The 25,381-nt window shown below is 65.9% G+C and carries 27 protein-coding genes; 10 read left to right on the top strand and 17 right to left on the bottom strand.

The annotated features are described in order from the left end of the window. Positions 1-6: 6 nt before the first annotated feature. On the bottom strand, positions 7-780 hold the full coding sequence (locus K7G82_RS01890; protein WP_246623169.1) for an SDR family NAD(P)-dependent oxidoreductase: 774 nt from the start codon (positions 778-780) through the stop codon (positions 7-9). 13 nt (positions 781-793) lie between these two features. After that, positions 794-2,995 (bottom strand): TonB-dependent receptor, encoded by a 2,202-nt coding sequence (locus K7G82_RS01885; protein WP_222988113.1) that lies wholly within the window; start codon positions 2,993-2,995, stop codon positions 794-796. A gap of 251 nt (positions 2,996-3,246) precedes the next feature. On the opposite strand from K7G82_RS01885, the gene K7G82_RS01880 reads away from it, so the two are divergent. From K7G82_RS01880 to K7G82_RS01860, 5 genes are read left to right on the top strand one after another with little or no spacing between them, the layout of a single operon-like run. Beyond that, positions 3,247-4,404, top strand: coding sequence for an amidohydrolase family protein (locus K7G82_RS01880; RefSeq protein WP_222988112.1), 1,158 nt, complete (start codon positions 3,247-3,249; stop codon positions 4,402-4,404). A 25-nt stretch (positions 4,405-4,429) separates the two neighbouring features. Continuing rightward, the gene (locus K7G82_RS01875; RefSeq protein WP_222988111.1) at positions 4,430-5,608 is read left to right on the top strand and encodes an MFS transporter; all 1,179 of its coding nucleotides are present in this window, start codon (positions 4,430-4,432) and stop codon (positions 5,606-5,608) included. Next, positions 5,605-7,698: an acetate--CoA ligase family protein gene (locus tag K7G82_RS01870; protein ID WP_222988110.1), complete on the top strand. Its 2,094-nt coding sequence runs from the start codon at positions 5,605-5,607 to the stop codon at positions 7,696-7,698. Before K7G82_RS01875 ends, K7G82_RS01870 begins: the two co-directional genes overlap by 4 nt. Next, entirely contained in the window at positions 7,695-8,876 is a 1,182-nt protein-coding gene (locus K7G82_RS01865; protein ID WP_222988109.1) for a thiolase family protein, read from the top strand. The genes K7G82_RS01870 and K7G82_RS01865 overlap by 4 nt, the downstream gene beginning before the upstream one ends. Before the next feature lie 2 nt (positions 8,877-8,878). Then, positions 8,879-9,292, top strand: a complete 414-nt coding sequence (locus K7G82_RS01860; protein WP_222988108.1) for a Zn-ribbon domain-containing OB-fold protein — start codon at positions 8,879-8,881, stop codon at positions 9,290-9,292. A gap of 95 nt (positions 9,293-9,387) precedes the next feature. Here the strand turns inward: K7G82_RS01860 and K7G82_RS01855 are convergent, their stop codons facing one another. Together K7G82_RS01855 and K7G82_RS01850 are read right to left on the bottom strand one after the other, a co-directional pair. Beyond that, positions 9,388-10,623: a CaiB/BaiF CoA transferase family protein gene (locus tag K7G82_RS01855; RefSeq protein WP_222988107.1), complete on the bottom strand. Its 1,236-nt coding sequence runs from the start codon at positions 10,621-10,623 to the stop codon at positions 9,388-9,390. Beyond that, positions 10,620-11,447, bottom strand: a complete 828-nt coding sequence (locus tag K7G82_RS01850) for a LysR substrate-binding domain-containing protein (RefSeq protein ID WP_343228515.1) — start codon at positions 11,445-11,447, stop codon at positions 10,620-10,622. Before K7G82_RS01850 ends, K7G82_RS01855 begins: the two co-directional genes overlap by 4 nt. On the opposite strand from K7G82_RS01850, the gene K7G82_RS29645 reads away from it, so the two are divergent. Genes K7G82_RS29645 through K7G82_RS01835 form a run of 4 tightly spaced genes read left to right on the top strand, consistent with a single transcriptional unit; the run spans position 11,373 to position 14,501 of the window. Next, positions 11,373-11,684 (top strand): hypothetical protein, encoded by a 312-nt coding sequence (locus tag K7G82_RS29645; RefSeq protein ID WP_246623233.1) that lies wholly within the window; start codon positions 11,373-11,375, stop codon positions 11,682-11,684. The two genes, K7G82_RS01850 and K7G82_RS29645, sit on opposite strands and share 75 nt — an antisense overlap. Positions 11,685-11,700: 16 nt before the next feature. Further along, positions 11,701-12,861 (top strand): amidohydrolase family protein, encoded by a 1,161-nt coding sequence (locus K7G82_RS01845; RefSeq protein WP_222988105.1) that lies wholly within the window; start codon positions 11,701-11,703, stop codon positions 12,859-12,861. Then, positions 12,861-13,718 carry an amidohydrolase family protein gene (locus K7G82_RS01840; RefSeq protein WP_222988104.1) on the top strand — a complete coding sequence of 286 codons (858 nt, stop codon included), beginning with the start codon at positions 12,861-12,863 and terminating at the stop codon, positions 13,716-13,718. The genes K7G82_RS01845 and K7G82_RS01840 overlap by 1 nt, the downstream gene beginning before the upstream one ends. 3 nt (positions 13,719-13,721) lie before the next feature. Continuing rightward, the gene (locus K7G82_RS01835; protein WP_222988103.1) at positions 13,722-14,501 is read left to right on the top strand and encodes an enoyl-CoA hydratase/isomerase family protein; all 780 of its coding nucleotides are present in this window, start codon (positions 13,722-13,724) and stop codon (positions 14,499-14,501) included. Here the strand turns inward: K7G82_RS01835 and K7G82_RS01830 are convergent, their stop codons facing one another. Then, positions 14,502-14,948, bottom strand: coding sequence for a MarR family winged helix-turn-helix transcriptional regulator (locus tag K7G82_RS01830; protein ID WP_222988102.1), 447 nt, complete (start codon positions 14,946-14,948; stop codon positions 14,502-14,504). A 38-nt stretch (positions 14,949-14,986) separates the two neighbouring features. Between K7G82_RS01830 and K7G82_RS01825 the strand changes: the two genes are divergently transcribed. After that, positions 14,987-15,688 (top strand): GNAT family N-acetyltransferase, encoded by a 702-nt coding sequence (locus tag K7G82_RS01825; RefSeq protein ID WP_222988101.1) that lies wholly within the window; start codon positions 14,987-14,989, stop codon positions 15,686-15,688. 118 nt (positions 15,689-15,806) lie between these two features. Here the strand turns inward: K7G82_RS01825 and K7G82_RS01820 are convergent, their stop codons facing one another. The 12 genes from K7G82_RS01820 to K7G82_RS01765 all read right to left on the bottom strand — a co-directional run bounded on the left by K7G82_RS01820 (position 15,807) and on the right by K7G82_RS01765 (position 25,370). Continuing rightward, a complete protein-coding gene (locus K7G82_RS01820) occupies positions 15,807-16,637 on the bottom strand; it encodes a TIGR02452 family protein (RefSeq protein WP_222988100.1) in 831 nt (276 codons plus the stop codon). Positions 16,638-16,705: 68 nt separating this feature from the next. After that, a complete protein-coding gene (locus K7G82_RS01815) occupies positions 16,706-17,203 on the bottom strand; it encodes an EF-hand domain-containing protein (protein ID WP_222988099.1) in 498 nt (165 codons plus the stop codon). Between the two features lie 11 nt (positions 17,204-17,214). Then, the gene (queA, locus tag K7G82_RS01810; RefSeq protein ID WP_222988098.1) at positions 17,215-18,240 is read right to left on the bottom strand and encodes a tRNA preQ1(34) S-adenosylmethionine ribosyltransferase-isomerase QueA; all 1,026 of its coding nucleotides are present in this window, start codon (positions 18,238-18,240) and stop codon (positions 17,215-17,217) included. Further along, a complete protein-coding gene (locus K7G82_RS01805; protein ID WP_222988097.1) occupies positions 18,240-19,010 on the bottom strand; it encodes a peptidylprolyl isomerase in 771 nt (256 codons plus the stop codon). Before K7G82_RS01805 ends, queA begins: the two co-directional genes overlap by 1 nt. Before the next feature lie 66 nt (positions 19,011-19,076). Then, on the bottom strand, positions 19,077-19,583 hold the full coding sequence (gene coaD / locus K7G82_RS01800) for a pantetheine-phosphate adenylyltransferase (RefSeq protein ID WP_222988096.1): 507 nt from the start codon (positions 19,581-19,583) through the stop codon (positions 19,077-19,079). Continuing rightward, positions 19,583-20,482, bottom strand: coding sequence for a polyprenyl synthetase family protein (locus tag K7G82_RS01795; protein WP_222988377.1), 900 nt, complete (start codon positions 20,480-20,482; stop codon positions 19,583-19,585). Before K7G82_RS01795 ends, coaD begins: the two co-directional genes overlap by 1 nt. A gap of 7 nt (positions 20,483-20,489) precedes the next feature. Then, the gene (locus K7G82_RS01790; RefSeq protein WP_222988095.1) at positions 20,490-20,741 is read right to left on the bottom strand and encodes an exodeoxyribonuclease VII small subunit; all 252 of its coding nucleotides are present in this window, start codon (positions 20,739-20,741) and stop codon (positions 20,490-20,492) included. A gap of 107 nt (positions 20,742-20,848) precedes the next feature. Next, positions 20,849-21,145, bottom strand: a complete 297-nt coding sequence (locus K7G82_RS01785) for a DUF1330 domain-containing protein (protein WP_222988094.1) — start codon at positions 21,143-21,145, stop codon at positions 20,849-20,851. Next, positions 21,142-22,827, bottom strand: a complete 1,686-nt coding sequence (locus K7G82_RS01780) for a long-chain-fatty-acid--CoA ligase (protein ID WP_222988093.1) — start codon at positions 22,825-22,827, stop codon at positions 21,142-21,144. Before K7G82_RS01780 ends, K7G82_RS01785 begins: the two co-directional genes overlap by 4 nt. A gap of 31 nt (positions 22,828-22,858) precedes the next feature. Continuing rightward, positions 22,859-23,959, bottom strand: coding sequence for an MBL fold metallo-hydrolase (locus K7G82_RS01775; RefSeq protein WP_222988092.1), 1,101 nt, complete (start codon positions 23,957-23,959; stop codon positions 22,859-22,861). Beyond that, the gene (locus K7G82_RS01770; protein ID WP_222988376.1) at positions 23,937-24,608 is read right to left on the bottom strand and encodes a DUF1013 domain-containing protein; all 672 of its coding nucleotides are present in this window, start codon (positions 24,606-24,608) and stop codon (positions 23,937-23,939) included. Before K7G82_RS01770 ends, K7G82_RS01775 begins: the two co-directional genes overlap by 23 nt. A 138-nt stretch (positions 24,609-24,746) precedes the next feature. Then, positions 24,747-25,370: a LysE family translocator gene (locus tag K7G82_RS01765; RefSeq protein WP_222988091.1), complete on the bottom strand. Its 624-nt coding sequence runs from the start codon at positions 25,368-25,370 to the stop codon at positions 24,747-24,749. Positions 25,371-25,381: the final 11 nt, after the last annotated feature.

Raw genomic sequence — 25,381 nt, 5'->3', positions numbered from 1 at the left:
ATCAGCTCAAATCCCATACCCCCCGGACACCGCGATCTGCTGTCCGGTGACATACGCCGCCTTCGACGACGCCAGGAAAACCGCCGCATGGCCGACTTCCTCGGGCCGCCCCCAGCGCTTGATCGCGAGGTTGCGCAACGCATCCTTCGCCCAGACCTCGTCGAATGCACCCTGTTTCGAGAGTTCGAGGAACATGCCCGCTTCGATCACGCCGATCAGCACGCTGTTCGCGCGGATGCCGTATCGCCCTTCCTCGCGCGCGATGCCCTTTACCAGCGCTTCGTTCGCGGCCTTGGGGACAACCGAAAGCCCATCCTTGGGCGGCCAGCGCAGATCGCCCGCCGATCCCAGATGGACGATCGCCCCGCCGCCTGCCCCACGCATATGCGCGATCGCGGCGCGGGCGGCGTTGAAGAATCCGTGGGTTTCGATATCGACGGCGCGGCGCCATTGCTCGATCGTGACATCCGCCAGATAGGCCTGATCGACCAGCGGCCCGGCCGCCCATATCATCGTATGGATCCGCCCGTGCGCCGCGACCGCCTCGGCGACGGCCGTGGTCGCATCCGAAGCTTCGGTCACGTCGCAGCGATGCAGACTGGCCCTGCGGCCCATCGCCGAGATCACATCGTGCAGATTATCGGCGCGTGCCTGGTTGGAACGATAGCCGATCGCGACATCGCTTCCGGCGCGGGCGAAGGTGGCGGCAACGGCGCTGCCGATGCCGCCCGTCGCCCCGAAGATCAGCGCGGCGCCATCGCCGAAATCACGATCGTCCAAATCAGCTCTCCAGTCAGAAGGAATAGCCCGCCGACACACCGAACCAGCGCGGCTTCTGATAGGAGACGTTATCGGCGAAATTGGTGATGATCGCACCAGCATAATATTTCTGATTGGTGAGATTCTGGCCGAATACCGACAGGCGCCAATGCGTGTCCGGCGAACGCCATGCCACCGACGCATTGACCACTTCATAGGCCGGCTGTTTCACGCGATTGGTCAGTTCGACGAAATAGCGGCCACTGAAAAAGGCGGACGCGTTGAAGGTCAGCACGCCGCCCGCGAACGCCGTATCATAATTGGCGCCGATATTGAGCGTCCAGCGCGGCGCACGGATCAGATCGTTGCCCGAAACGTCCACCGGCCCGACCGTCGAATTGCCCGCAGGCAGCCCGCCGACAAGAACCGGCACATTGACCGATGCGTTGACGAAATCGACGATCTTCGGCCGCAACAGCGACAGGCCGGCATTGAGGCGCAACCCTTCGGTCACGCGCGCGCTGACATCCATCTCGAAACCGTCGACCTCGGCCTTGGGCGCGTTCTGGAGCAAGGTCGCGATCTGGTTGTTGACGGTGGTGACGAGGCTCACCTGAAGATCGGTATAATTATAGTGGAAAGCCGCGGCGTTGACCGTGATGCCCGGCGCCGGCTGGGTCTTCACACCCACTTCGAACGCTTCGATCCGCTCGGGATTGGCCGGGATCAGCGTGCCGTTGACCGTCGTCGCGTTGAAGGTGCCGGCCTTGTAGCCTTGAGTGTACGACGCATAGACGTTCGATCCCCGGCCGAATTCGTAACGGATCACCGCGCGCGGCGACCAATCCTTCCAGCTTTGCTTGCCTTGCGTCACGACATTGGTCGCGAGCGGCTGGTTGTAGGATTGTTTCTGATCCCAGCTGTAGCGGATACCCGCCGTCAGGAAGAGGTCGTCAATGGCTTCATAGGTCGCCTCGGCGAAGCCCGCGATCGCCTTGGATTTCTGGCCATAGACCAGCCGCGTCGTGGTGGTCGGCGAAATGCTCGTCAGCGGGTCGTAGAGCGTGCGGCTCTGGAAGCCGGTGGCGCCGATCAGCCATGAAAGCCGGCCGTCATTGTCACTGGTGAGCGTGATTTCCTGATTATAGGCGCGTCCGCGCTGGCGGAAATCGTTGATCGACAGGCTGAGCGGCGAGATGTCGGTCACCGAATGCGAGAAGCCGTGCGTTTCCGACCAGGACGCGAGCCCGGCAAGCACCGCGCCGCCCAGATCGATCGAGACATGGCCGTCGACCAGATACTGGTTGAGGCGGAAGAACGGCACCGTCGCCTCGGACGTCGTATAGGGCTTGGTCGGCACCCGCACGTCGATGGGCAGGTTGAGCGGATTCTGCGCCGCCGTCGCCCGTCGCGCCTGCGAATTGCCGTTCAGCGGCTGGCCCGAATAGGTGACGTTGTCCCAGCTGTAATTATAGAGCCCGTTGAGCTGGATCTCGACGGTGTCGCTCGGCACGAACAGCAGCTTCGCGCGGATGATCGCCGCCTTGCGCACGCCCTGCTGCGTATCGAGATAGATATTGTGGATATAACCGTCATCGCGCAGGCCGGTCGCAGCAAAGCTTGCGGCCAGCTTGTCGGTGACGATCGGGCCGCTCAGATAGGCCGTCGCCTTCATGAAATCATAGCGGCCATAGGTCAGGCTGGCATCGCCGGTGGTCTCGAAGCTCGGCTTCTTGGTGACGATGTTGATCGCGCCGCCTGTGGCGTTGCGGCCGAACAAGGTGCCCTGCGGCCCCTTCAGCACCTCGATCCGCTCGACATTGGAAAGTTCCTGCGCCGTCGTCGCCTGTTCGGGCTGGTAGACGCCGTCGATGAAGGTGGCGACATTGGGCTCGTCGCCCGCGCTGGCGTTGCGGCTGCCGATGCCACGGATGGTGGGCTGTGAATTGTTGCTCGATTTCGCCCAGAGCAGGCCGGGCGTGGCGAGCGTCAGATCCTGGGTGGAAGCGACGCCGGCCGACGCAAGCTGGTCGGCGGTCAGCGCGGTGATCGAGATCGGCACATTCTGCAGCGATTCGGAACGGCGCTGCGCGGTGACGACGATCTCGCCATCGCTCATCGCCTGATCCTCCGGCGCCGCCGCCGCGTCGACCGTGGCTTCGGCGGACTGCGCAAAAGCCTGCGCCGGCACAAGCACCGACAGGCCAACCGATACGAGCAGCGCCGTTTTCGTCATCGTCTTCCTCCCCCATGCATTGCGACCGGGAATCGATCGCTTCGTGCATGCCAGCCGCGCTGCCGCATCCTGTGTTCCGGATGCTCGTGCACGTCATATGCATGGAGACTAGCCAGCACCCAATCGCACAGAAAATTGGAACTTCTGACGAGCTATTGCGGAAAAACCGTCGATGATCCTGGCGTGGCTTCAGGCATGAACAGGCCCTGCACTGCAGCGCCGGCACCCGGCGCGTCGATGGAAGGACCCCGATGAACGCCCCTGTCACTCTCACCCGCAGCGGCCTGGAAGGCGCGTTGCTCGATTGCGACGCACACCTCTACATGGAACCCGATGTGATGGAGGATATCGTCCGCGATGTCGGCGCCGGCTTCGTCATGGATTTCCTCAAGCGCTTCTCCGGCTCGCCCGAGGATCAGGCCGGACGCGCGCGCAATCGCGACAATGTCTGGGCGGTGAAGGGCATCAGCGCGCTCGGCGCGACCGAGGCGGCGGACCGGCTGGAAGCGATGGACCGCACCGGCATCGCCGCACAGCTCGTCTTCCCCAACACCGCACTGATCGAGCTGCGGGTAAACTCCCCCGCCGCGCGCGAAGCCTGCCGCCGCTACAACGATTTCGCGATCGCCTGGACGCGCCAGGCCGGCGGGCGCGCCCGCGTCGTCTGCCAGATCAACATGGGCGATCCCGAATGGGCGATCGCCGAACTGGCGCGCGTGCTGAAACTCGGTGCCAAGGGCGTACTGCTCCCCTGCGCCGCGCCGCCGGGCGGGGTTTCGCCGGCCAACGAGATCTGGGATCCGTTCTGGGCGATGCTCCAGGACGCCAATGTGCCAGCGCTCATCCACATCGCGGCGGGCGGCGTCGTCAATGGCGGCGGCCCCGACGATCCGATGCTGCCGCCGCGCGAATTCGCCTATGCCAAGTCGCTGCGGATGAATTTCGACGGGCGCGCGGGCGGCGAGGAAGCGATCGGCCCCTATTTCGTGCTCGTCGCGCATATGGCGGCGGAAGTGTTCCTGCTGACGATGGTGATGGGCGGCGTCTTCGAACGCTTCCCGCGCCTGGCGCTCGGCATCATCGAGGTCGGCGCCGGCTGGCTCGGCCCCCTGTGCGAGCGCATGGACCAGCATGCGGACCTGATGGCGAAAGTGGGCATCACCTATCCGCTCAAGCCTAGCGAATATGTCCGCCGCAATGTGCGCGTGACGCCGATGTGGGCAGAGAACCTGGAAGCCATGGTGCAGCGCTACGGCCTTGCGGAAACCTATGTCTTTTCGAGCGACTATCCGCACATAGAAGGCAGCAAGGATCCGGTCGGGAAGTTCCGCAAATGGACCGACCGGCTCGATCCGGCCTTCGAACAGGCCTTTTACGTCGACAACGCGGCCATCCTGTTCCCGGGGTGAGACCGCATGATCCAACGAGGTGAGGATGAGTGACAGGCGTACCCATTGGTCGACCGAGGCGTTGCTGCTCGGCTCGGGGATGTTCGCACCGCTGGCGATGAGCGCGCTCTCGCCGGTGCTGCCCAAGATCCAGCAGGCGTTCGGCGGCACCACCGACGCGGCCTTCATGACCAAGGCGACAGTGATGGTCGTCGGCATCGCGATGATCATCGCGTCGCCGCTCAGCGGCGCGCTCGTCCGCAAGCTCGGCGCACGCAGGCTGCTGGCCGGCTGCTACACGCTGTTCCTGGTCGCCGGTGTCGCCGGCATGATGCTGCCGACGCTGCCCGGCATCGTCGCGACGCGCCTGTTCGTGGGCGCCGCCGCCGCGGTGATCGTGGCACTGGCCATCTCGCTGATCGGCACATTGTACGAGGGTCGCGCACGCGAGCGTCGCATCGGCGCGATCCACGGCCTCGGCGCGGCGCTGCTCGCCATGCTGGTGCCGACATCCGGCCTGCTCGGCGATCTCGGCGGATGGCGCATGGCGTTCCTCGTCCATCTGGTCGCCCTGCCCTTCCTGATCCTCACGCTGATCAGCCCCGATCTGGCGACGATCCAGAAGGATCCGCAGCATGGCGCGCGTGCGTCCTCGTCGATCCGGCCCGTGCTGGGCATCGCGCTCGTCGCAATCCTGGCCGGCTCGATCACCTTCAGCATTCCCGTCTTCGAACCGTTCCGCCTCGTCGAGATCGGCGTGCGGAGTTCGGCGGTCGCGGGCGCGATGTTCTCGATCACCGTCGGCTTCTCGGTCGCCAGCAGCCTGGCCTTCGGCGAATTGCGCCGCTTCGCGCCCAATGCGATCCTGTTCCTGCTCGCCTTCGGCTTCTGGGCCTGTGGGCTGACCGTGGTCGGCTTCGCTACCACCATCCAGGGCGTGGCATCGGGCATGGTGCTGATCGGGCTGGGCGGCGGGCTGGTCGGCCCGACGATCTTCTCGCTCGTCGCCTCGCTCAGCAGCGACGCCGATCGCGCACGCAACACCGGGCTGGTCAAGGGCGTCTATTATGCCGGACCGTTCCTGGGGCCGAGCGCGCTTCACCTCGCCTTTCCGCACGAACCGGCTTCCACCAGCCTGTTCGCCCTGGCCTCGCTCGCCGGTCTGCTCGCCGTGGCGGCGTGCATGATGGCGACGCGCAGCAGGACAATCGAGCCCAGCACATGACATATGAAAACCATCGCGCGTCGGTGACGCGCGGCGCCACCGACCTGCGCGATTTCTTTACGCCGGGACGCGGCATCGCGATCATCGGCCGCATCGACAACGACGCCGGCGTCGCCCGCCTGATCGCGCGCTACGGCGCGGACGTGAAGCTCTGCTTCGTCAATCCGAAGGGCGGAGAGGTCGCCGGCGTGACCGTCTATCATACGATCGACGAGGTACCGGGCGAATTCAGCGTGGCGCTGCTGCGCGTCGGCCCTGCCAATGTCGTCCAGGTCGTGCGCAATTGCGCGGCGCACGGCATTCGCCGCATCGTCATCTTCAGTTCGGGCTTTTCCGAGACCGGCCCGGATGGCGCGGAACAGGAAAGCCAGCTCGCCGCCGCGATCGCCGAGACCGGCGTGCGCGTCATCGGCCCTAACACCGCCGATAATATGTTCGAGCAATTCGCCGTACCCGACGGGCATCGCGGCGGGCTGATCGGCCTGGTGACGCAAAGCGGCGCGATGGGGCGACCGATCGTGGAGGGCATCGCGATGGGTGCGGCGTTCAGCCGCTGGATCACCGTCGGCAACGAAGTCGATCTCGAGATCGCGGATGTGATCGGCCATTTCACCGACCATGATCCCGCCCGCGTGATCGCCGGCTATGTCGAGGGTTTCAAATCGCTGCCGCGCCTGCGCGCCGCGCTCTCGGGCGCCAATCGCGCCGGCAAGCCGGTCGTCATGCTCAAGATCGGCGAAAGCGAACGCGGCGCGCGCATGGCGGCGTCCCACACCGGGCATCTTTCGGGCAATGACGCGATCGTTCAGGGCCTGTTCGATCAGCATGGCGTGACGCGCGTCCGCGATCTCGACGAGCTGCTCGAAACCGCCAATCTCTTCGCGAAACTCCCGCCCGAAACGGGTTCGCGCGCGGCGCTCTATTCGGTCTCTGGCGGCACCGCGACGCTGATGGCGGAAATCGCAGGGCGCTACGATGTCGATGTGCCGGTGCTCGCGCCGGCGACGCAGAAAACGCTCGCCCGATTGCTGCCAGGCTATGTCGCCATGACCAACCCGATCGACAATGGCGGGCAGTTCACGATGAACGCGACGCCCGAACAGCGCCGCGCGGTGTTCGACGCCATCGCCGCCGATCCCGCGATCGACGTGATCGTCGTCGGCTTCAATGCGGCGTTCGGCATGCTCTCCGACAATATGGCCGCCGATGTCCGCGCCTGGGTGGAGGGTGGCGGCGCCAAGCCCGTCATCGCGGTCTGGAGCTCGGTCGTCACCGAGGGTGCCGGCTATGCCGATCTTGTCGCCTCGGGCGTGCCGATCTTCCGTTCGCTGGACAAGGCGTTCCGCGCGATCAGGGCGTTCGGCGCCCATCGCGACGCCCGCAGGCATTTTCGCGACCGCCCTCCGATCGCACCGACGCTCGATCTTGACGCGCTGGAAACACCCGGCATCGTTGAAGACAAGGATGCCGCCGCGCTTTTGAAAGGTGCGGGCGTATCGCTCGCCCGCCAGAGTCTTGCCGCTTCGGCGGAAGCGGCAGCAGTGGCCGAACTCGCATTTCCGCGCGTGCTGAAACTCTCCTCGCCGGATTTCCCGCATCGCTCCGATCTCGGCCTCGTCATGCTCGGCATCGATACCGCCGACGCGGTACGGCAGGCCTTCGATACGATCATCGCACGCGCGCAGGCGGCCAGGCCCGATGCGCGGATCGAAGGCGTGCTGGTTCAGGAACAGATTGTCGGCGGCGTCGAGATGCTTGTCGGGCTGACGCACGATCCGCATCTCGGCCCCGCGATCACGATCGGCGCGGGCGGCATCCATGCCGAAATCCTGCGCGACGTCTCCGTCCGGCCGCTGCCGGTGGACGAGCAGGATATCCGCGAGATGATCGGGGGGCTCAGGATCGCGCCGCTGCTCGCCGGCGCGCGCGGGCGGCCGCCGGCCGATCTCGACGCGCTGGTGACGCTGGCGCTGGCGGTCGCCGGGCTTGGCCTCGCGGCAGGATCGAAACTCGCCGAACTCGATCTCAATCCGGTGATCGCGCTGCCCGATCGCGCCGTCGCCGTCGATGCGCTGATGGTCGCCGGATGAACGGCGCGCGCGACATCGCGATCGCCGGAATCGGCGTGACCGTGCAGAGCCGCGGATCGGGCCGCTCCGCGATCTCCCTGCTGATGGAATCGATCGGGCTCGCGCTCGACGATGCCGGCCTCTCGATGCGTGACGTCGACGGTTATGTCGGCTTCACCTTCCCCGCCGGCAACGGCCAGGGCATGAACGACGCCAATGTCGCGCGCCAGTTCGGCCAGCCGATGACATTGGTCGCCGAAACCTCGGGCGCACAGGCGGTGCTGCTCGCCGGTGCCGCGATCCGTGCCGGCCTTGCCGAAGTGGTGGTGATCCCGGCCGGCGGATCGCAATCGGCAGGCGCCGAAATGGCGACCTATACGCGGCCGACATATGAGTTCACCGAATGGACGGGATCGATGACCCCGGCCCAGTTCGCGCTCATCGCCCGGCGCCATATGCACGAATTCGGCACGACATCCGAACAGCTCGCCGCGGTCGCTGCCACCGCGCACCGGCACGGCCGGCTCAATCCCGAGGCCGTCGCCTTCGGCCGCCCCGCGCTCGACGCGGACGCGATCCTGAACGCACGGATGATCGCCGATCCCTTCACCCAGCCGATGTGCTCGCTCGTCAATGACGGCGCATCCTGCATCGTCGTCACCTCCGCCGAGCGCGCGCGCGATTGCCGCCATGCGCCGGTCTGGGTGCTGGGTGGCGCGTTCGAGACGCGCTCCAACAGCTATTTCGAGGCGCCGTCGCTGGGCATGATGGAAAGCCGCCCGCGCATGATCGACGGTTTCGCGCGCGCCGGCGTGGTGCATGACGATGTCGATATCGTGATGTGCTACGATCATTTCGTGCACGGCCCGATCATCCAGTTCGAGACTTTGGGCTTTTGCGCGCCGGGTGAAGGCGGCGATTATGTGCCCGTGGCCATGCAGCTCGACGGCGCACATCCCGGTTCGCTCGACGGCGGCAATCTCGCCTATAGCCACAATGGCGTCCCCTATAATTTCAAGCCGATCGAGATCGTCCGCCAGTTTCGCGGCGATACGCCCGATCTGTGCCCGGGCTGGCGTGAAGGCATCCATACCTACGATCGCAATCTCTGCCGCAAGGTCCGCGACCCGAGGCTCGCCATCGGCTGCGCGCCGATGACCGACGGGCGCCACGGCTTCGCGATCCTGGCGAAGGACTGACGATGGACGCGAGTTTCCCTGTTCCCCGGCCGACACCCCTCTCCGCGCCCTTCTGGGAAGGCACCCGCGCCGGAGAACTGCGTCTCCAGCAGTGCGACGATTGCGGCGGGTGGCGCTGGACGCCGCAGATCCTCTGCACCCACTGCCATTCGCCGCGCTTCGCATGGCAAGCGGCGAGTGGACGCGGCAAGGTCTACAGCTTCACGACCGTCCACCGTCCACCGACCCCGGCCTTCACCGCGCCCTATGTGGTCGCGGTGGTAGAGCTGGACGAAGGCCCGTTGATGCTGACCCAGATCGTCGAAGTTCCGCCCGAGGAGATCGCGGTGGAGATGCGCGTGAAGGTCAAGCTGACCGCACTCGATGAGGCGATCACGCTGTATCCGTTCACTGCGGATCGCGAGCACATCGCCTGAACATCCCGTCATTCCGGCGAAAGCCGGAATCTTCTTGGGCATCGCGCGCGAGATTCCGGCTTTCGCCGGAATGACGGGGACAGGGAGTAGCTCGCTTAAACGATATTCGCGGCTCTCAACGCCTCACGCGCCTCGTCATCGCGGCCGAGTTCGGCCAGCAGCGCATCATTGTCCTGCCCCAGACGCGGCGGCGGCATCTCCGCCATCGCCCGCGATCCGCCATAGACCAGCGGACTTGCCACTTGCGGGACCGCCCGTCCGTCCTGACCAGCCCTGCTGGCGAACAGGCCACGCGCGACCACCTGTGGATCGGCCTCCACCTGTGCCAGATCGTTGACCGGGCCCGACGGCACATCGGCGGCCAGCAAGGCCGCGTACAGATCGGCGACCGTCCAGCTCGCGAAGATCGGTTCCAATATGCCGAGCAATTCGTCGCGATGCGCCAGCCGGTCGCGATTGGAGACGAAGCGCGGATCGGTCGCGAGGTCGCCACGCCCGATCGCCCCGCACATCCGCGCATAACCGGCATCATTGCCCGGCGCGATCATGATATGGCCATCGGCGCAGGCATAACCGCCGCCCGGCACGCCGCCATTGGCGCCGGTACCGATCGGCCGTGGCGGCGTGCCGGTGAGCGCATAATGCATCGCCTGCTGCGCCATCACCGCCACGCCGCAATCCATCAGCGACAGGTCGAGATCCACGCCGGGCCCATCCTTGCCACGTTCGATCAACGCGGCCTGGATCGCGATGACGGCGTAGAGCCCGGTGACAATGTCGACGAGGCTCGGGCCCGTCTTCATCGGTCCGCCGCCCGGCATCTCGGGCGGATTGCCGGTGACGCTCATCAGCCCGCACAATCCCTGGATCACCGGATCATAGCCGCCGCGATCGGCATAAGGGCCGGTCTGGCCATAGCCGGTGATCGAACAGACGATCAGGCCGGGATTGATCATGCGCAGCGTCGCCGCATCCAGCCCCATCCGGGCGAGCGTGCCCACCTTGAAATTCTCGACAAGCACGTCGGCGGTGGCGACGAGGTCGCGCAACAGCGCTCGCCCCTCCTCTCGCCCGAGATCGAGCGTCAGCGAGCGCTTGCCGCGATTGGCCGCCAGGAACATCGCCGACGCGCCCGTCCATGCCCCGTCCTCGGCCGGCAGGAAGGGCGGGCCGAAACTGCGGCTGTCGTCACCGCGCGCCGGCCGTTCGATCTTGATCACTTCGGCGCCGAGATCGGCCAGCAACTGCGTCGCCCATGGACCGGCGAGCACGCGGCTGAGATCGACGATGCGGAATCCGGCAAGCGGACGCGGAGATTGCTGGGCACTCATCCCTCAATGGCTCCGACAAAGTCGAGGAACGCGCTCTGGAGCTGCCCCTGATAGCTGTCCTTCTTCCAGATGATCGTCGCGCGTCTCGGCACGTCGAGATCGGGAACCTCCAGGTCGATCAGCTCGCCGCGCGCGAACTCGCCCGTCAGCGTGCGACGCGACAGGCAACCGATCATGCCGCCTGCCCGCACCGCCGCCTTCACCGCATCGATGCTGTCGGATTCGAAGACGATGCGGATCGAACTCAGATGCTTGAGCGCTTCCATGGTGAGCGAGATGCGTTCGCTAGACATGGCCTTTTCGAGCGCCCAATCCTCCGCGAGCAACTTGGTCAGACAGGCGCCGATACGCCGGGCGCAGGGATGATCGGGCGCGCAGAAGATGGCGAGCCGGTCGTCGATCCAGTCGCGCGTCTCCAGATCGCTGCGATTGGTCGGTGATCCGATGAAACCCATGTCGAGCGACATGCGGTGGACCTTCGCGATCACGTCGATCGAGGCGGCGACGCTCAGGTCGATCACGACGCCGGGATGCACGCGGGTGAAGCGTCCGCACGCCTCCGACAGCGCCGAATGCGCAAGTGCCGGCGTGGCGCCCAACCGCAGCCGGCCGACCAGTTCGTCACCAGCGGTCAGCTTCTCCAGTTCTTCGGCCTGGCGCAGCAGCGACGAGGCGCGCGCCTGAACCTGTCGGCCATAATCGGACAATAACAGCCTTTTGCCCTCACGCGCGAATAGATCGACGCCCAGATGCGCTTCCAGATCCCGCAGCGCCATGCTTGCCGCGGACTGGCTCAGGGCGATCTCGTCGGCCGCCTTCGCGATGCTGCCGCAGCGCGCGATTGCCTCGAAAACAGCGAGTTGCCTCAGCGTGATACGAATCCGTCTTCTCCCGCTCCGCCAGCCTTGACGCACCCGGTTGGGCACGCGGCCGATCTTGTGATCGCGCCAAGGCTATGGACCGTTCGCCGCTTCCGCCATCAAATTTTGCTGAGGATGATCCTCAAAAGAACCGTTTTTGCGCTCGCGCGGTGCTGGATCAGGGTGGACGCCGAACAATGATCGGGAGAGGCCCTGGATGACGGCCCGGATTACGAAGACGCGGAGCAAGCTGGAGGGGCGCCTGCTCGACTGCGATTCTCATCTCTATATGGCGCCGGACATGATGCGCGAGGTGCTGGGCGAGGTCGACGGCGATTTCGTGCTCGATTTCCTCGAGCAATTTCACGGCTCGAAGACCGATTTGGCGGCGCGCGCGGGCAATCGCGACGATGTCTGGGGCACCAAGGGGATCAGCGCATTGGGCGCCTGCGATCCCGACGACCGGCTCGCCGCGATGGATGCGACCGGGATCGAGGCGGCATTGCTCTTTCCCAACACCGCGCTGCGCGAGTTGCGCATGGCAGGCAAGGCATCGGTCGACGCCTGCCGCCGTTATAATGATTACGCGCTGGACTGGACGCGGCGAACACTAGGGCGGGCACGGGCTGTCTGCCAGATCAACCTGTCCGATCCGGAGGCTGCGCTGGCCGAACTCCACCGCGTCATCGCCGGCGGCGCACGCGGCGTGCTGCTCTCCTGCGCGACGCCGCCAGGCGGCGTCTCGCCCGCGCACCGCATCTGGGATCCCTTCTGGGCCGCGCTTACAGAGGCCGACGTGCCGGCCTTTCTCCACATCGCGTCGGGCGGCGTGGTGTCGAGCGCCGAGCCCGATCCGATGCTGCCGCCCCGCGCCTTCGCCGATGCCGATGCCTTGCGCGTGAGCTTCGACGGGCGCGCAGGCGGGGAAGAAGCGATCGGCCCCTATTATATCCTCGTTTGCCATGTCGCGCCGGAGATATTCCTGCTCACCATGGTGATGGGCGGCGTGTTCGAACGCCACCCGGCATTGCGCTTCGGCATCATCGAATGCGGCGCGGGCTGGCTGGGCCCGTTGTGCGAGCGGATGGACCAGCATGCGGACCTGATGGCGAAGGTCGGCATCACCTATCCGCTCAAGCCCAGCGACTATGTTCGCCGCAATGTGCGCGTGACACCCTTCTGGCATGAGGACCTCGTCCGCATCATCGATCGCTACGGCCTGTCGGAAGTCTACACCTTCAACAGCGACTATCCGCATATCGAGGGCAGCCGCGATCCCGTCGGCAAGTTCCGCAAATGGACCGACCAACTCGGCGCCAATTACGAACGCGCCTTCTTCCGCGACAATGCGATCCTGCTCTTTCCGGGGATGAACTGATGGCGATGCCAACGAATATCGGCGTGATCGATACCATGCTCGATCTGCCCTATGCCAGCCGAGACTGGTCCAGCCAGTTCGGAGACCGGCTGCGCGACGACGACAGCCGCAACCAGCGTTTCGTCCACCCAGCCGGTTTCCTGTTCAAGGATCCACCGCAGGTCGAACGCGGGCCCGACGCGATCGGCGACACGTTGCGCGAAATGGATCGTTTCGGCATCGACAAGGCGCTGATCGGCGTCGGCGACGCCGTCACGATCGAAGCGATCACCACACATCGCGATCGGTTCCTGGGCCATGTCATGATCGATCCCGCCGGCGGCATGCCCGAACTCGCCCGGCTGACCGAGATGTACGAGAAACACGGCATCGCCGCCGCCAGCTTCTTTCCCTGCGGATGCGGCGTGCCGATCAACGACAAGCGCGCCTATCCGCTCTACGCCAAATGCGTCGAGCTCGGCCTGCCGATCTTCGTCAATGCCGGCGTGCCTGGCCCGCGCATGCCCTTCGCGCCCCAGCATGTCGAACTGATCGACGAGGTCTGCTGGTTCTTCCCCGATCTCGTCTTCGTGATGCGCCACGGCGCCGAGCCATGGGTGGATATGGCGGTCAAGCTGCTGCTGAAATGGCCCAATCTCTATTATTCGACCAGCGCCTTCGCGCCCAGATATTTCCCGAAGGCGATCATCGACTATGCGAACACGCGGGGCGCCGACAAGGTGATGTACGCCGGCTATTACCCGTCCGGCCTGTCGCTGGAACGCAGCTTCGCCGAACTGCCGTCGGTGCCCTTGCGCGACGAGGTCTGGCCCAAATTCCTGCGCGAAAATGCGCGGCGCGTGCTGAAGGCGGACTGAGGCATGACGAGCAGCGAACCCGGTGTCACGCTCGATCGCGACGATGCGATCGCGATCCTGACCCTGTCCAATCCGGCGCGCCGCAACGCCTTCACGCCGGATATGCGGCGGAGCCTCACCGCCCATCTCGTCACCCTCGCCAAGGATGATGGCTGTCGCGCGATCATCCTGGCGGGGGAAGGTGCGCATTTCTGCTCGGGCGCCGATCTGTCGCGCATCGATCCGGATCTGCCGCCGCCCTCCGCCAATGCGACACGCGAGAATATGAAGGAGGTCCACGGCCTGGTCCGGGCGATCGCGGCTGGCCCCAAGCCGGTGATCGCCGCCGTCGAGGGGATCGCGGCCGGCGGCGGGCTTTCTATCGCGCTCGCCTGTGACCATCTGGTCGTGGCCGAGAATGCGCGGCTGATCACCGCCTTCGGCAAGATCGGCCTGATCGGCGATCTCGGCATCATGTGGAGTCTTCAGCAGAGGATCAGCCCGATCGCGGCGCGGCGGATGCTGATGGTGCCCACCGAAGTCAGCGGCGCTACCGCAGTCGATCAGGGACTTGCCGACGAACTCTGTGCGCCGGACAGTGCACTCGAGGCCGCGCGCGCGGCCGCCAGGGGTTTCGCAGCACTCGCGCCGCTCAGCGTCGCGCTGACCAAATCGGTCTATGCCGAAGGCGCGCAATCCCTGGAACAGGTGCTGCAACGCGAACTCGATCTGGTCCCCGTGGTCAACCAGTCCGACTATTTCAAGCAAGCCATCGCCGGTTTCGCCAAGCGGAAGGGCGCCTGATCACACCGTCTCGAGATCGCCGCCGAGAAGATCGACGACGGTGTTGAGCGCCAGCGACAATGCCGCGCGTCCGGCCGCGTCGAGATGGGCGATGCTGTCCGAGACCTGCCGATAGACATCGCTGTCGATCGAGCGGAACAGGGCCTGGCCGGCATCGGTCAGCGTGATCGGGCGCTGCCGGGCGTCATGCCCCCGCCCCCGCACGATCAGCCCGCGCGTTTCGAACCGCGCGACGATCCGGCTGAGATAGCCCGCGTCGATGGCCAGCACCGCCCTGATGTCCGAAGCCAGCACCGGCGCCTTGCGTGCGACTTCGTAGAGCACGCGCGCCTCGACGAGCGACAGGCCGCTGCCCATGAAGGACGCATCGAGCACGCCGAAGGTTCGCGTGTGGAACCGGTTGAAGGCCCGGAGCGCCTTGATCGTGTCCTGTCGGCTTTCGGTCATGGGATTGACTGTCGCAAAATAGTTGCCATTGTCAACTAATGAGTCGTCATCAATCCATCGCGGACGCCCATCCGCTCGATCGCCCCATCTGGTCCTCGCTCACCACCGGCTGGGCACATGTCGCCGAGGGCGACGACCGCGCGCGCCGCCTCGATCCGCTTTATGGGCCATTCGGTGCACCGGCCGATGCCTCCCCGGAGAACGCCGAGGCACTGGCGGCGCTGATTCCCTCGGGCGGCGAACTCTGGCTGGTCGGCGAGAAGAACGTCGTGGCATCGCCCGGCACCGTCATCCGCCGTACCGCCCTGCTGCACCAGATGGTCGCCGATATCGTCGCGCCGCCCGCGAAGCCGATCGATTTCGTTCCGCTCGACGAGTCCGATGCGGTGGAGATGCGGGCGCTTGCGTTGCTCACAAAGCCGGGGCCGTTCTTCGAACGCACCCACAGGCTCGGCGCGTTCATCGGCGTGCGTATCGACGGGCAACTCGTCGCGATGGCGGGCGAACGGATGCGGATCAACGAATTCACCGAAGTCAGCGGCGTCTGCACCCACCCCGATCATCGCGGCAAGGGCTATGCCGGCGCATTGATGCGCATCGTCTCGGCACGGATCGTTGCCCGCGGCGAGCGCCCGTTCCTTCACACCTACGCCGATAATGTGACGGCGATCGCGCTTTACGAAACGCTGGGCTTCCGGCTGCGCACGCCGCTCGACATGACAGTGCTCGCGTGTGCCTGAGCGTTCCAGGGTGCGGATGCGTCAGCATCCCCGCCCCCTGGTATCAGCCCGCTCGACGCTTGAGCGAACCGATCGAGGATGCGCCAGCATCTTCGAGATCGCGTATGACTTCCGGAAATCAGGACGGGAAGCGGGCGGCGAAGGCCTTGTAAACGCCATTATCAGCCGTCCGATCGTAGATCGCCATGATCACGCGCTCGAAGCAGCCGGCGAATTCGCCGCGCAGCAGATCGTCGAACATCGCCGCGATCGTGGCGGGATCGTTCCCGAAAACGCCGCATCCCCAGGCGCCGAGGATGAGCACGCGGTGACCGTTCCTGTTGGCGATCCACAGCAATTTGCGCGCGCGTTCGCGATTGGTGGCGTCGATCAGGCCGACACGATCGGGCTGATTCTGCCTGACCGCGCCCGCATTGACCGCGGGCGACGTCAGGAAGGTCGCGAGATAGGGCCGATCGAGCAGCCGGCCATCATCGTTGCGGAAAACGGGAACGGCCGGCGAATAGATCATCCAGTCCGAATAGAGCTTGGAACTGCGGCCGCGATTATGGGCATACATGTCGAACCGGGCCATGAGGCACGCGTAGAGCGAGGACGAGCGTGCCAGCGATTCCTCCTGCGCCTGCGATCCGCTGAGAAAGCCGCCGCCGGGATTCATCGCCGACGCGAAATTGAGTATGAACGGATCGTCGCCATCGACACTGCCGAGGATTCGCGATGCAGCCGAAACCGTCGTCTCGCCGGTCACCTCGAAAACCGTCGACTCGGTGATCCGCGTCAGTGCCGGGCTTTCGGGAAAATCCCCGTCGCGGAACAATATCGTGCGTTCGAGCGCCCGATCGGCGGCATCGCGGATCGAGACCTGACCGCCCCGCGGCCCCTGATAAGCGCCCGTTTCGATGATCTTCAGCGTCTCTTCGGACAGCTTCACCCTGGCCGCGCGATTCATGATTTCTTCTCCATAATGCCGTCGCAATAGAACATATGGAGAACTTTATCCATCCCCTCCGCAGCGCGCTATTCGCGCGGCGGCTGTGTGGGTGTCGGCTGCTTGCCCTTGCGGTCGCGCGGATCGAGGCGCGGCATCGTCAGCACGATCAGTTCGGACCGGACCAGCACGCCGTCCCTGTCCTTGTCCATCGCGTCGAAGCGCCGGCTGAATTCGGCACGGAATTCGGCCGGAGAGACCTTGTCATCGCCATCACGGTCGAGATCATATTGCCCCGGCAATGCATAGGCATTGCCCAGCCACCTTTCCGACCAGGGCCCGAGTTCGAGCAGCGAGATCAATCCGTCGCCATCGCGATCGCCCGACTTGAAAGAGCGCTCCACCCCAGCGTCGAACTCGGCGCGCGTCACCTGCGTGTCGCCATCGCTGTCGAAGCCCGCGATCATCACCGCCGCCGGCGATGCCGACAATGTCGGTCGCGTCGGCTGGGTCGGCTCCGGCTCCTTCTTGGCGCCCGCGACGGTCGCCAGCGCAAGCAGCGGGACGAAGACGATGAAGGTGCGCATCGGCAATCCTTTCACGGCAGCAACAGGCTGGCGTCGCCATAGGAATAGAAACGATAGCCGCTGCCGATCGCGTGCGCATAGGCCGCCTGCATGCGATCGAGCCCCATCAGCGCGGAAACGAGCATGAACAGGGTCGAACGCGGCAGGTGGAAATTGGTCATCAGGCCATCGATGCCGCGAAAACGATAACCCGGCGTGATGAAGATCGCGGTGTCGCCTTCGAAGGGCCGGATGATCCCGTCCTCACCCGCCGCGCTTTCGATCAGGCGCAGCGAGGTCGTGCCGACCGCGATCAACCGGCCGCCAGCCGCGCGGACGGCGTTCAGCCGATCGGCGGTCGCGGCATCGATCCGCCCCCATTCGGCATGCATCGCATGATCGTCGGTGTCGTCCACCTTCACCGGCAGGAAGGTTCCGGCGCCGACATGCAGCGTCAGCGTCGCGGTCGCGATCCCCGCCGTCGCCAGGGCGTCGGTCAGGCCGGGCGTAAAATGAAGCGCGGCGGTGGGTGCTGCGACGGCGCCTGCCTCGCGCGCGAACATCGTCTGGTAATCCTCTGCATCGCGTGCATCGGCGGCGCGACGGGCCGCGATATAGGGCGGCAATGGCATCCGCCCCGCGCGTTCCAGCAGCAGTTCGACCGGCTCGTCGCCCGCGAAGTCGAGCGCGAAACTGCCATCGGCCGCGCGCGCCGATGCGGTCGCGGACACGCCGGCGCCGAAATCGATCACATCGCCTTCGCGAAGCCGCTTGGCATTGCGGATGAAGGCACGCCAGCGGCGCGGCCCTTCCCGCTTGTGCAGGGTCGCGCCGATCCGCGCTTCCCCGCGCATGCCTTCGAGCTGGGCAGGAATCACCCGGGTATCGTTGAACACCAGCATGTCGCCGGCACGCAGCAATCCCGGCAGGTCGCTCACCCGCGCATCGGCCATGCCCTGCGCGCCCACCACCAGCATATGCGCGCTGTCACGCGGCTCCGCCGGCCGCAGCGCGATGCGCTCCGCCGGCAGAACGAAATCGAACAGGTCGACGCGCATTATTTGGGCGGGGTCTGCGCCTCTTGGGCCGCAGGTGCCGCAGCGGCGGGCGCCGGCGCGGGCACGCCCTGCGCCGCCATCGAGGCACGCACGATCTTGCTGGGGTTTTCAGGCGGTTCGCCGCGCTCGATCGCATCGACATATTCCATGCCCGCGATCACGCGGCCGAACGCCGTATATTTCCGGTCGAGCGCTCCGCGCGGCATGAACATGATGAAGAACTGGCTGTTGGCGCTGTCCGGGCTCTCCGCGCGCGCCGCAGCAACAGTGCCGCGCAGGTGCGGATACAGGCTGAATTCGGATTTGATGTCCGGCAGGTCCGATCCGCCCATGCCCGTTCCCGTTGGATCGCCGGTCTGCGCCATGAAACCGTCGATCACGCGGTGAAAGACGATGCCGTTGTAGAAGCCGCGATTGACCAGCGTCTTGATCCGCTCGACATGCGCCGGCGCGATATCGGGGCGGAGCTGGATGGTCACGCGCCCGCCGGTCGACAGGTCGAGATACAGGATATTCTCCTGGTCGCTCTCGGGCGCGGGCGCGGGCTTGGGTACGGCCAGGTTGACCGGCGGAGGTGCCGGCGGCGCGGCCGGCGCCTTGGGAGCCTCTTCGGCGGGTGCCGCTGGCGGGGCGTCGGCCGCTGGCGGCGCGCTCTCGGCGGCCGGAGGCGTGGTTTCCGCGGCCGGCGGCGCTTCGGGGGGCTGCTGCGCCAGCGCCGGAGCGATCGCCGCGCACCCGGCGAGCGCAATCAGAAAAAGCTTCGAACGCATGTCTACCTCGATCCCAAAATCAGTTCCGGTCCATGAAAGCGCGTGGCTGAGCGGCGGCTGAACGCGTCAGCTGCCCTTGCGCCCGATCTGCTCCACACGCGCACGCACTTCGCTTTCGACCGACGACGTCACGAAACGCGAAATATTGCCGCCATAGATCGCGATCTCCTTCACCAGTCGCGACGCGATCGGCTGCAGCGAGACGTCAGCCATCAGGAAGACCGTCTCGATCCGGTCGTTCAACTGCTGGTTCATGCCCGCCATCTGATATTCATACTCGAAATCGGCCACGGCGCGCAGCCCCCGCACGATCATCGAAGCCCCTTCACGCTCGGCGAAATCCATCAGCAGCGAATCGAAGGACACGACGGTCACCGCGCCGCCGATCCCGGCCACTTCGCGCTGGACCATCGCCATACGCTCCTCGACCGAGAACATCGGCGATTTGGACGGATTGGTGGTGACCCCGATCACCAGCCGGTCGACCAGCTTCGCGCCACGCCGGATGATATCCATATGCCCCAGCGTGATCGGGTCGAACGTTCCCGGATAGACTCCAACACGGTCAGCCATCAGCGATCCCTTTCAACCACATAATGCGCCAGCGCACGCAACAGATCGGCCTCCGGGCCATAGCTGCGCAGATGCGCGACCGCCTGCGTCACCAGCGCCGCCGCCTGCTCGCGCGCACGATCGACGCCCAGCAGCGACAGGAACGTCGCCTTGCCCGCCGCCGCGTCCTTGTTGAGCGCCTTGCCGGCCACCGCCTCGTCCCCTTCGACGTCGAGCAGATCGTCGGCGATCTGGAAAGCCAGCCCCAGGTCGCGCGCATAGCCGCGCAGCCCCGTCCGCCCCTCGGGCGGCACCCGCCCCAGGATCGCCCCGGCCTCCACCGCCACGCCGATCAATGCGCCGGTCTTCATCTGCTGGAGGCGCGTGACCGTCGGCAGATCGAAATCGCCGTGCTCGGCGGCAAGATCCATCATCTGGCCGCCGGCCATGCCGCTCGGCCCGCTGGCGCGCGCCAGTTCGAGCATCAATTCGGAACGGACGAACGGATCGGGGCTCGTCGCATCCTCACCCAATATCTCGAAGGCGAGCGCATGGAGAGAATCGCCGGCCAGGATCGCCGTCGCCTCGTCGAACGCCTTGTGCACCGTCGGCTTGCCCCGGCGCATATCGTCGTCGTCCATCGCAGGCAGATCGTCATGGACCAGCGAATAGACATGGATGCATTCGATCGCGGTCGCGGTGCGGATCGCGCGCTGACGATCGACATTGAACAGTTCGGCGGTCGCCACCGTCAGCAAGGGCCGCACGCGCTTGCCCCCGCCGATCGCGGCATGGCGCATCGCCTCATAAAGCGGTCTGCGCGGATCGTCGGGCACGCGCAGAAGCAGATCGAACTGACGATCGATATCGGCCGCCACACGCTCCATCGCCGGCTTCAGGCTGAGCTTGGCGGCCGCCATCTGCGAATCAGCCAGCATCGAAGGGCGCGGTTCCAGCCGGCCGGCCATCGCCCCCCAGGCTGATCTTCTCGATCCGGGCCTGTGCGTCGGACAGCCGCTTCTCGCATTGCGCGCGCAAACGGTCCCCCTCCGCATAGAGGGTGATCGATTCGTCGAGCGACGCCTCGCCGCTTTCGAGCCGCGAGACGATCGTCTCGAGCCGTTTCAGCGCATCTTCGAAAGAGAGGCCCGCAAGGTCCTCGGTGCTCGTTTCGCCCATGGCGCCGCTATGGCTGAGAGGGCCGGGCGGGGTCAAGCAAAGCCGCGCCTGTATGAAGCCAAAGCGTCATCTCCTCCACCCGGCACCGAGACAGGATTGGAGCCAGCTCAGGACCAGGGATGGCCGTCGACCAGCAGAACCGGGCCTGTGGTCGACGAGAATCGGTCGCCCACAATCTCCAGATATTCGGGGGAAAGACGCCATTCCTCGAAGGCGGCCTCGCTCGGGAACGCCATGATGACGACCTTGTCGCCCACCCATTCGCCCTCGACGACGCGGGGCTTGTCCCGCATCGCCAGAACCTTTCCCTGAAACTTCTCAAAAACGGCGCCGAAGTTTCTTTGATAGCGCTTGTAAGTGACACGGTCTTCGATGGTGATCAACGCAACGGCGTAAACGGTCATGCTCCACCCGATCGCTTCGCCCGCTCCTCCTCCACCAGCTCCTTGCGGCTGAGCTTGCCGACCAGGGTCTTGGGCAGGCTTCCCCGCACCTCGACCGCCGCGACGCGCTCATGCTTGCCGAGCTGCGGATTCAGCCAGGCCTTCAAGTCTTCTCCGCTTATCCCCACCGTACCGTCGAGCACCACGAACGCCTTCGGTACCTCACCGTGATATTCGTCCGGGATTCCGATCACAAGCGCCTCTTTTACCCCCGGGTAACGATAAAGCACGTCCTCCACCTGGCTCGGAAACACCTTGAATCCGCCAACCGCGATCATGTCCTTCAGCCGGTCGACGATGCGGATATAGCCGTCCGCGTCGATTTCCCCGACGTCGCCGGTGCGAAGATAGCCGTCCACGAACACCTCGGCGTCGGCGTCGGGCCGCTGCCAATATCCCTTCATGACCTGCGGCCCGGCAAAGACGATCTCGCCCGGTTCGCCCGCCGCCGGGGGCTTCCTCGGATCCTCCTTGTCGACCAGCTTCACATAGGTGCCGGGAATCGGCTGGCCGATCGTGCCGGGCTTGCCGGCCCCGTCATAGGGATTGGTCGAAACGACACCCGCGCTTTCGGTGAGGCCATAGCCCTCCACGACGCGAGCGCCCGTCCGCGCCTCGAATCGTTCCTTGAGCGATTCGGGCAGCGGGGCACCGCCCGAAATGCAGACGCGAAGCGACGAGAAATCGGTCCGCTCGACATGCGGATGATCGAGCAGCGCCTGATACATGGTCGGCACGCCGGGCAGCGCGGTCGCCTTGATCCGTTCGATCAGCGCCAGGGTCTGCGCCGCGTCGAAACGCGGCAGCATCGCGATCATGCCGCCGCGCTGGACCGTGCGGTTGAGCACGCAGGTATTGGCGAAGACATGGAAGAAGGGAAGCACGCCGACGATGCGGTCCTCATGATCGTGCCAGGGGTCGATCGCGTCCACCTGGCGCGCATTCGCCGTCAGATTCTGGTGCGTCAGCATCGCCCCCTTGGGCGTACCCGTGGTTCCGCCGGTATATTGGATCAGCGCGACGTCGCGCACCGGATCGATCGACGGCGTCTCGCAGACGCCGTCATTGGCGATCAGCGCCGAAAAGCTGGAGATGCGCGGATCAGCAGGGCGGGCGGCCACGTCGCTGCGGCGGAACATGCGGTACAGCAGCGACTTGCCGGCCGGCAACGCGCCCGCCACCGATCCGACGACGATCCGCTCCAGCCCGGATCGCTCCATCACCTTGAGCGCGGTCGGCAGCAAGGCAGTGGCGGACAGCGTGAAAAGCAGCCTGATGCCCGAATCCTCGACCTGATGGGCCAGTTCGTCGGCGGTGTAGAGCGGCGAGAAATTGACGACCGTCGCGCCCAGCTTCAACCCACCATAATAGGCGGCCAGATAATGCGGCACATTGGGCAGAAACAGTCCCACCCGATCGCCGGGCACGATGCCGAGCTTCGCCAGCCCGCACGCCACGCGATTGGCGCCGTCCAGCGTCTCGGCATAGCTGTAGCGGCGCCCCATGAAATCGATCAGCGGGGCATCGGGCCAGCGCGCCGCGCTCGCCTCCAGCATGGCCGGCAGGGACAGCGGCGCGAAGCCGCGATCCCAGTTGCCGGGGTGGTCGTAATGGGTGGTCCAGATCGGGCTGTCGGCGCTCATTGACAGAAGTGTAAGCGGCGGACCCTAGGCGTCAAGCGGCCTGGAACCACCAGACGCCGTCGCGCACCTCGCGCACCGCGCGTCCCGTCACCTCCAGATGGCGCAGATGCGACAGCGCCTCGCCGGTCGCCAGGCCGAGCACGCTCTGGTCGATCACGCGGCGGAACAGCTTGGTAAAGCAATCCACGGCCCGGCGCGGCGTCTCCATGAAATCGGCGAGTTCGTCCAGGCGCGCCTCATGCTCGCGGCGCAGCGCGTTCAGCCGCGTATGGAGGCCGCGAAACGGCTCGCCATGGGCGGGCAGCACCAGCAGATCGTCGGACAGGCCAAGCAGCTTGTCGATCGAGGCGAGCCAATCGCCCAGCGGGTCCGCCTCGGGCTCACTCGCCCCCAGCGAGACGTTCGAACTGATGCGCGGCAGCACCTGATCGCCCGAGATCATCAGGCCCTGCGCATCGTTCACCAGACAGGCATGTTCCGGGCTGTGCCCGCAGCCGGTGACGACGCGCCATTCGGCATCGCCGATCGCGATCACGTCACCGTCCTGGACACGATGAAAGCCGATCGGCAACGGCGACACCATCTGCCGCATCCGCCCCCAGCCCTCCGCGCGCGAAACGTCGATCTGCTCGTCGCTCCAGCCCGCCGCGCGGCGCATCGCGATCACATCTTCGGGCACGATATCGCGCGCATCGGCACAGGCGAGCTGAGCCGTCAGCCATTCGCCGCGCGTCATCCAGACCCGCGCGCCGTCGCGCGCAGAGAGCCAGCCGGCCAGGCCGATATGATCGGGATGGAAATGGGTGCCGATCACGCGCGTGACCGTGGCGCCGCTCAGCGGGCCGGCCAGGATCGCCTCCCAATCCTGCCGGCAAAGCGGGATATCCACGCCGGTGTCGCAGATCGCCACGCCGGCGCCATCGTCGAGCACCCAGCTATTGATATGGCCGAGCGAGCCCGGAAACCGGATCCGCGCCCAGCGCACGCCGCTGGCGAGTTCGTGGAGCGTTCCCGGCTCCGGCGCGAAACGCCCGAGCGGATAGGTCAGCCCCCGGAAGCTGGTTCCGACGAAGCTTTCGTCCTGCGTCAGCGACGCATCGGGCGAACTATTACCGCTTGAAGAGCGAGTCACGCGTCAGCTCGACGGGCGCGGCGGGCGCCTCCTCGGCATTCAGCGCGGCTTCCGCGTCGCGCGCGGCCGCTTCGCGCTCGGCGCGAAGTTCTTCGATCAGCGCGGCGCGATCGCCGTCGATGCGGCTGTCGGTCGGCGTCTCGATCCCGGCCTTCTTGGCGGCGCGCGCCACGAGCGCGTCGAGTTCGCGCTGCGAGCACAGGCCCAGCGTGACGGGATCCTTGGGAATGATGTTCGCGATGTTCCAGTGCGAACGCTCGCGGATGGCCTGGATCGTCGTGCGGGTTGTTCCGATCAGCTTGCCGATCGCGCCGTCCGAGATCTCAGGGTGGTTGCGGATGATCCAGGCGATGCCGTCGGGCTTGTCCTGACGCTTGGAAACCGGGGTATAACGCGGTCCCTTGGTACGGCGGACCTGTTCCGGCCCCTTCTGCATCTTCAGCGTGTAATTGGGATCCTGCTGGCCCTTCTCGATCTCTTCCATCGTGAGCTCATGCGCACGAACGGGATCGCGGCCGGTCAGCTTGGTCGCGGCGGTGTCGTCGGCGATCGCCTGCACCTCGAGGATGTGGAGCCCGCAGAATTCGGCGATCTGCTCGAAGCTGAGAGACGTATTGTCGACCAGCCAGGACGCGGTCGCGTGGGGCATAAGCGGCTGAACCACGGCGAAATTCTCCAGATAAAATAAGGGCCGCCCCATACGGAGCGGCCGGAAACATATATTCGATCTAGTGCCGAAACCCGGCAAGGGCAAGTTTCATCGCCAAGCGGCGCGCAACGCCCTGAATCAGGGCTGCCGCGCGAATGCCAGCCTGAGCCCGAAGACGATGAAGAGCCCGCCCGTCATCCGATCGAGCACCCGCACCACGCCCCCGCGCGCCAGGAACCGCCCGAACGGAACCGCGGCGGCGATGAGGATACCGAACCAGACCCATCCAAGCAGAACGTGAATGCAGGCGAGCAGGAACGAGAACGCCACCATATCCGCCCCCGCCGGCACGAATTGCGGCAGGAAGGTGATATAGAAGATGCCGACCTTGGGGTTGAGCAGATTGGTCAGGAAACCACGCCGCAGCGCCTGATGTGCGTCGATGTCCGCCGCCCCCTCGACCGCCAGGCGATCGCGCGGCCACAGCACCAGCTTCACGCCCAGCCAGACCAGATAGGCGGCGCCGGCGAGTTTGAGCGTGGTGAAGGCCAGTTCGGACGCGGCTAGCACGACGCCGAGCCCCAGCGCCGCGGCGGCGCCCCATGCCAGACATCCAAGACCGATCCCGATCGCGGCATGAATGCCCTGGCGCGCATCGCCGCCCGCCACGCTCCGCAGGACCATCACCGTGTCGATGCCCGGCGTCACCGTGAGCAGGGCCGCGGCGGCGGTGAAGGCGATGATCGAGTGCGCGGCGTCCATGCCCCGTCCTG

This window comes from Sphingomonas colocasiae (assembly GCF_019880585.1).
Classification (GTDB): domain Bacteria; phylum Pseudomonadota; class Alphaproteobacteria; order Sphingomonadales; family Sphingomonadaceae; genus Sphingobium_A; species Sphingobium_A colocasiae.
Note: the sequence above shows the minus strand (reverse complement) of the source record. Positions and strands in the feature narration are given on the sequence as shown.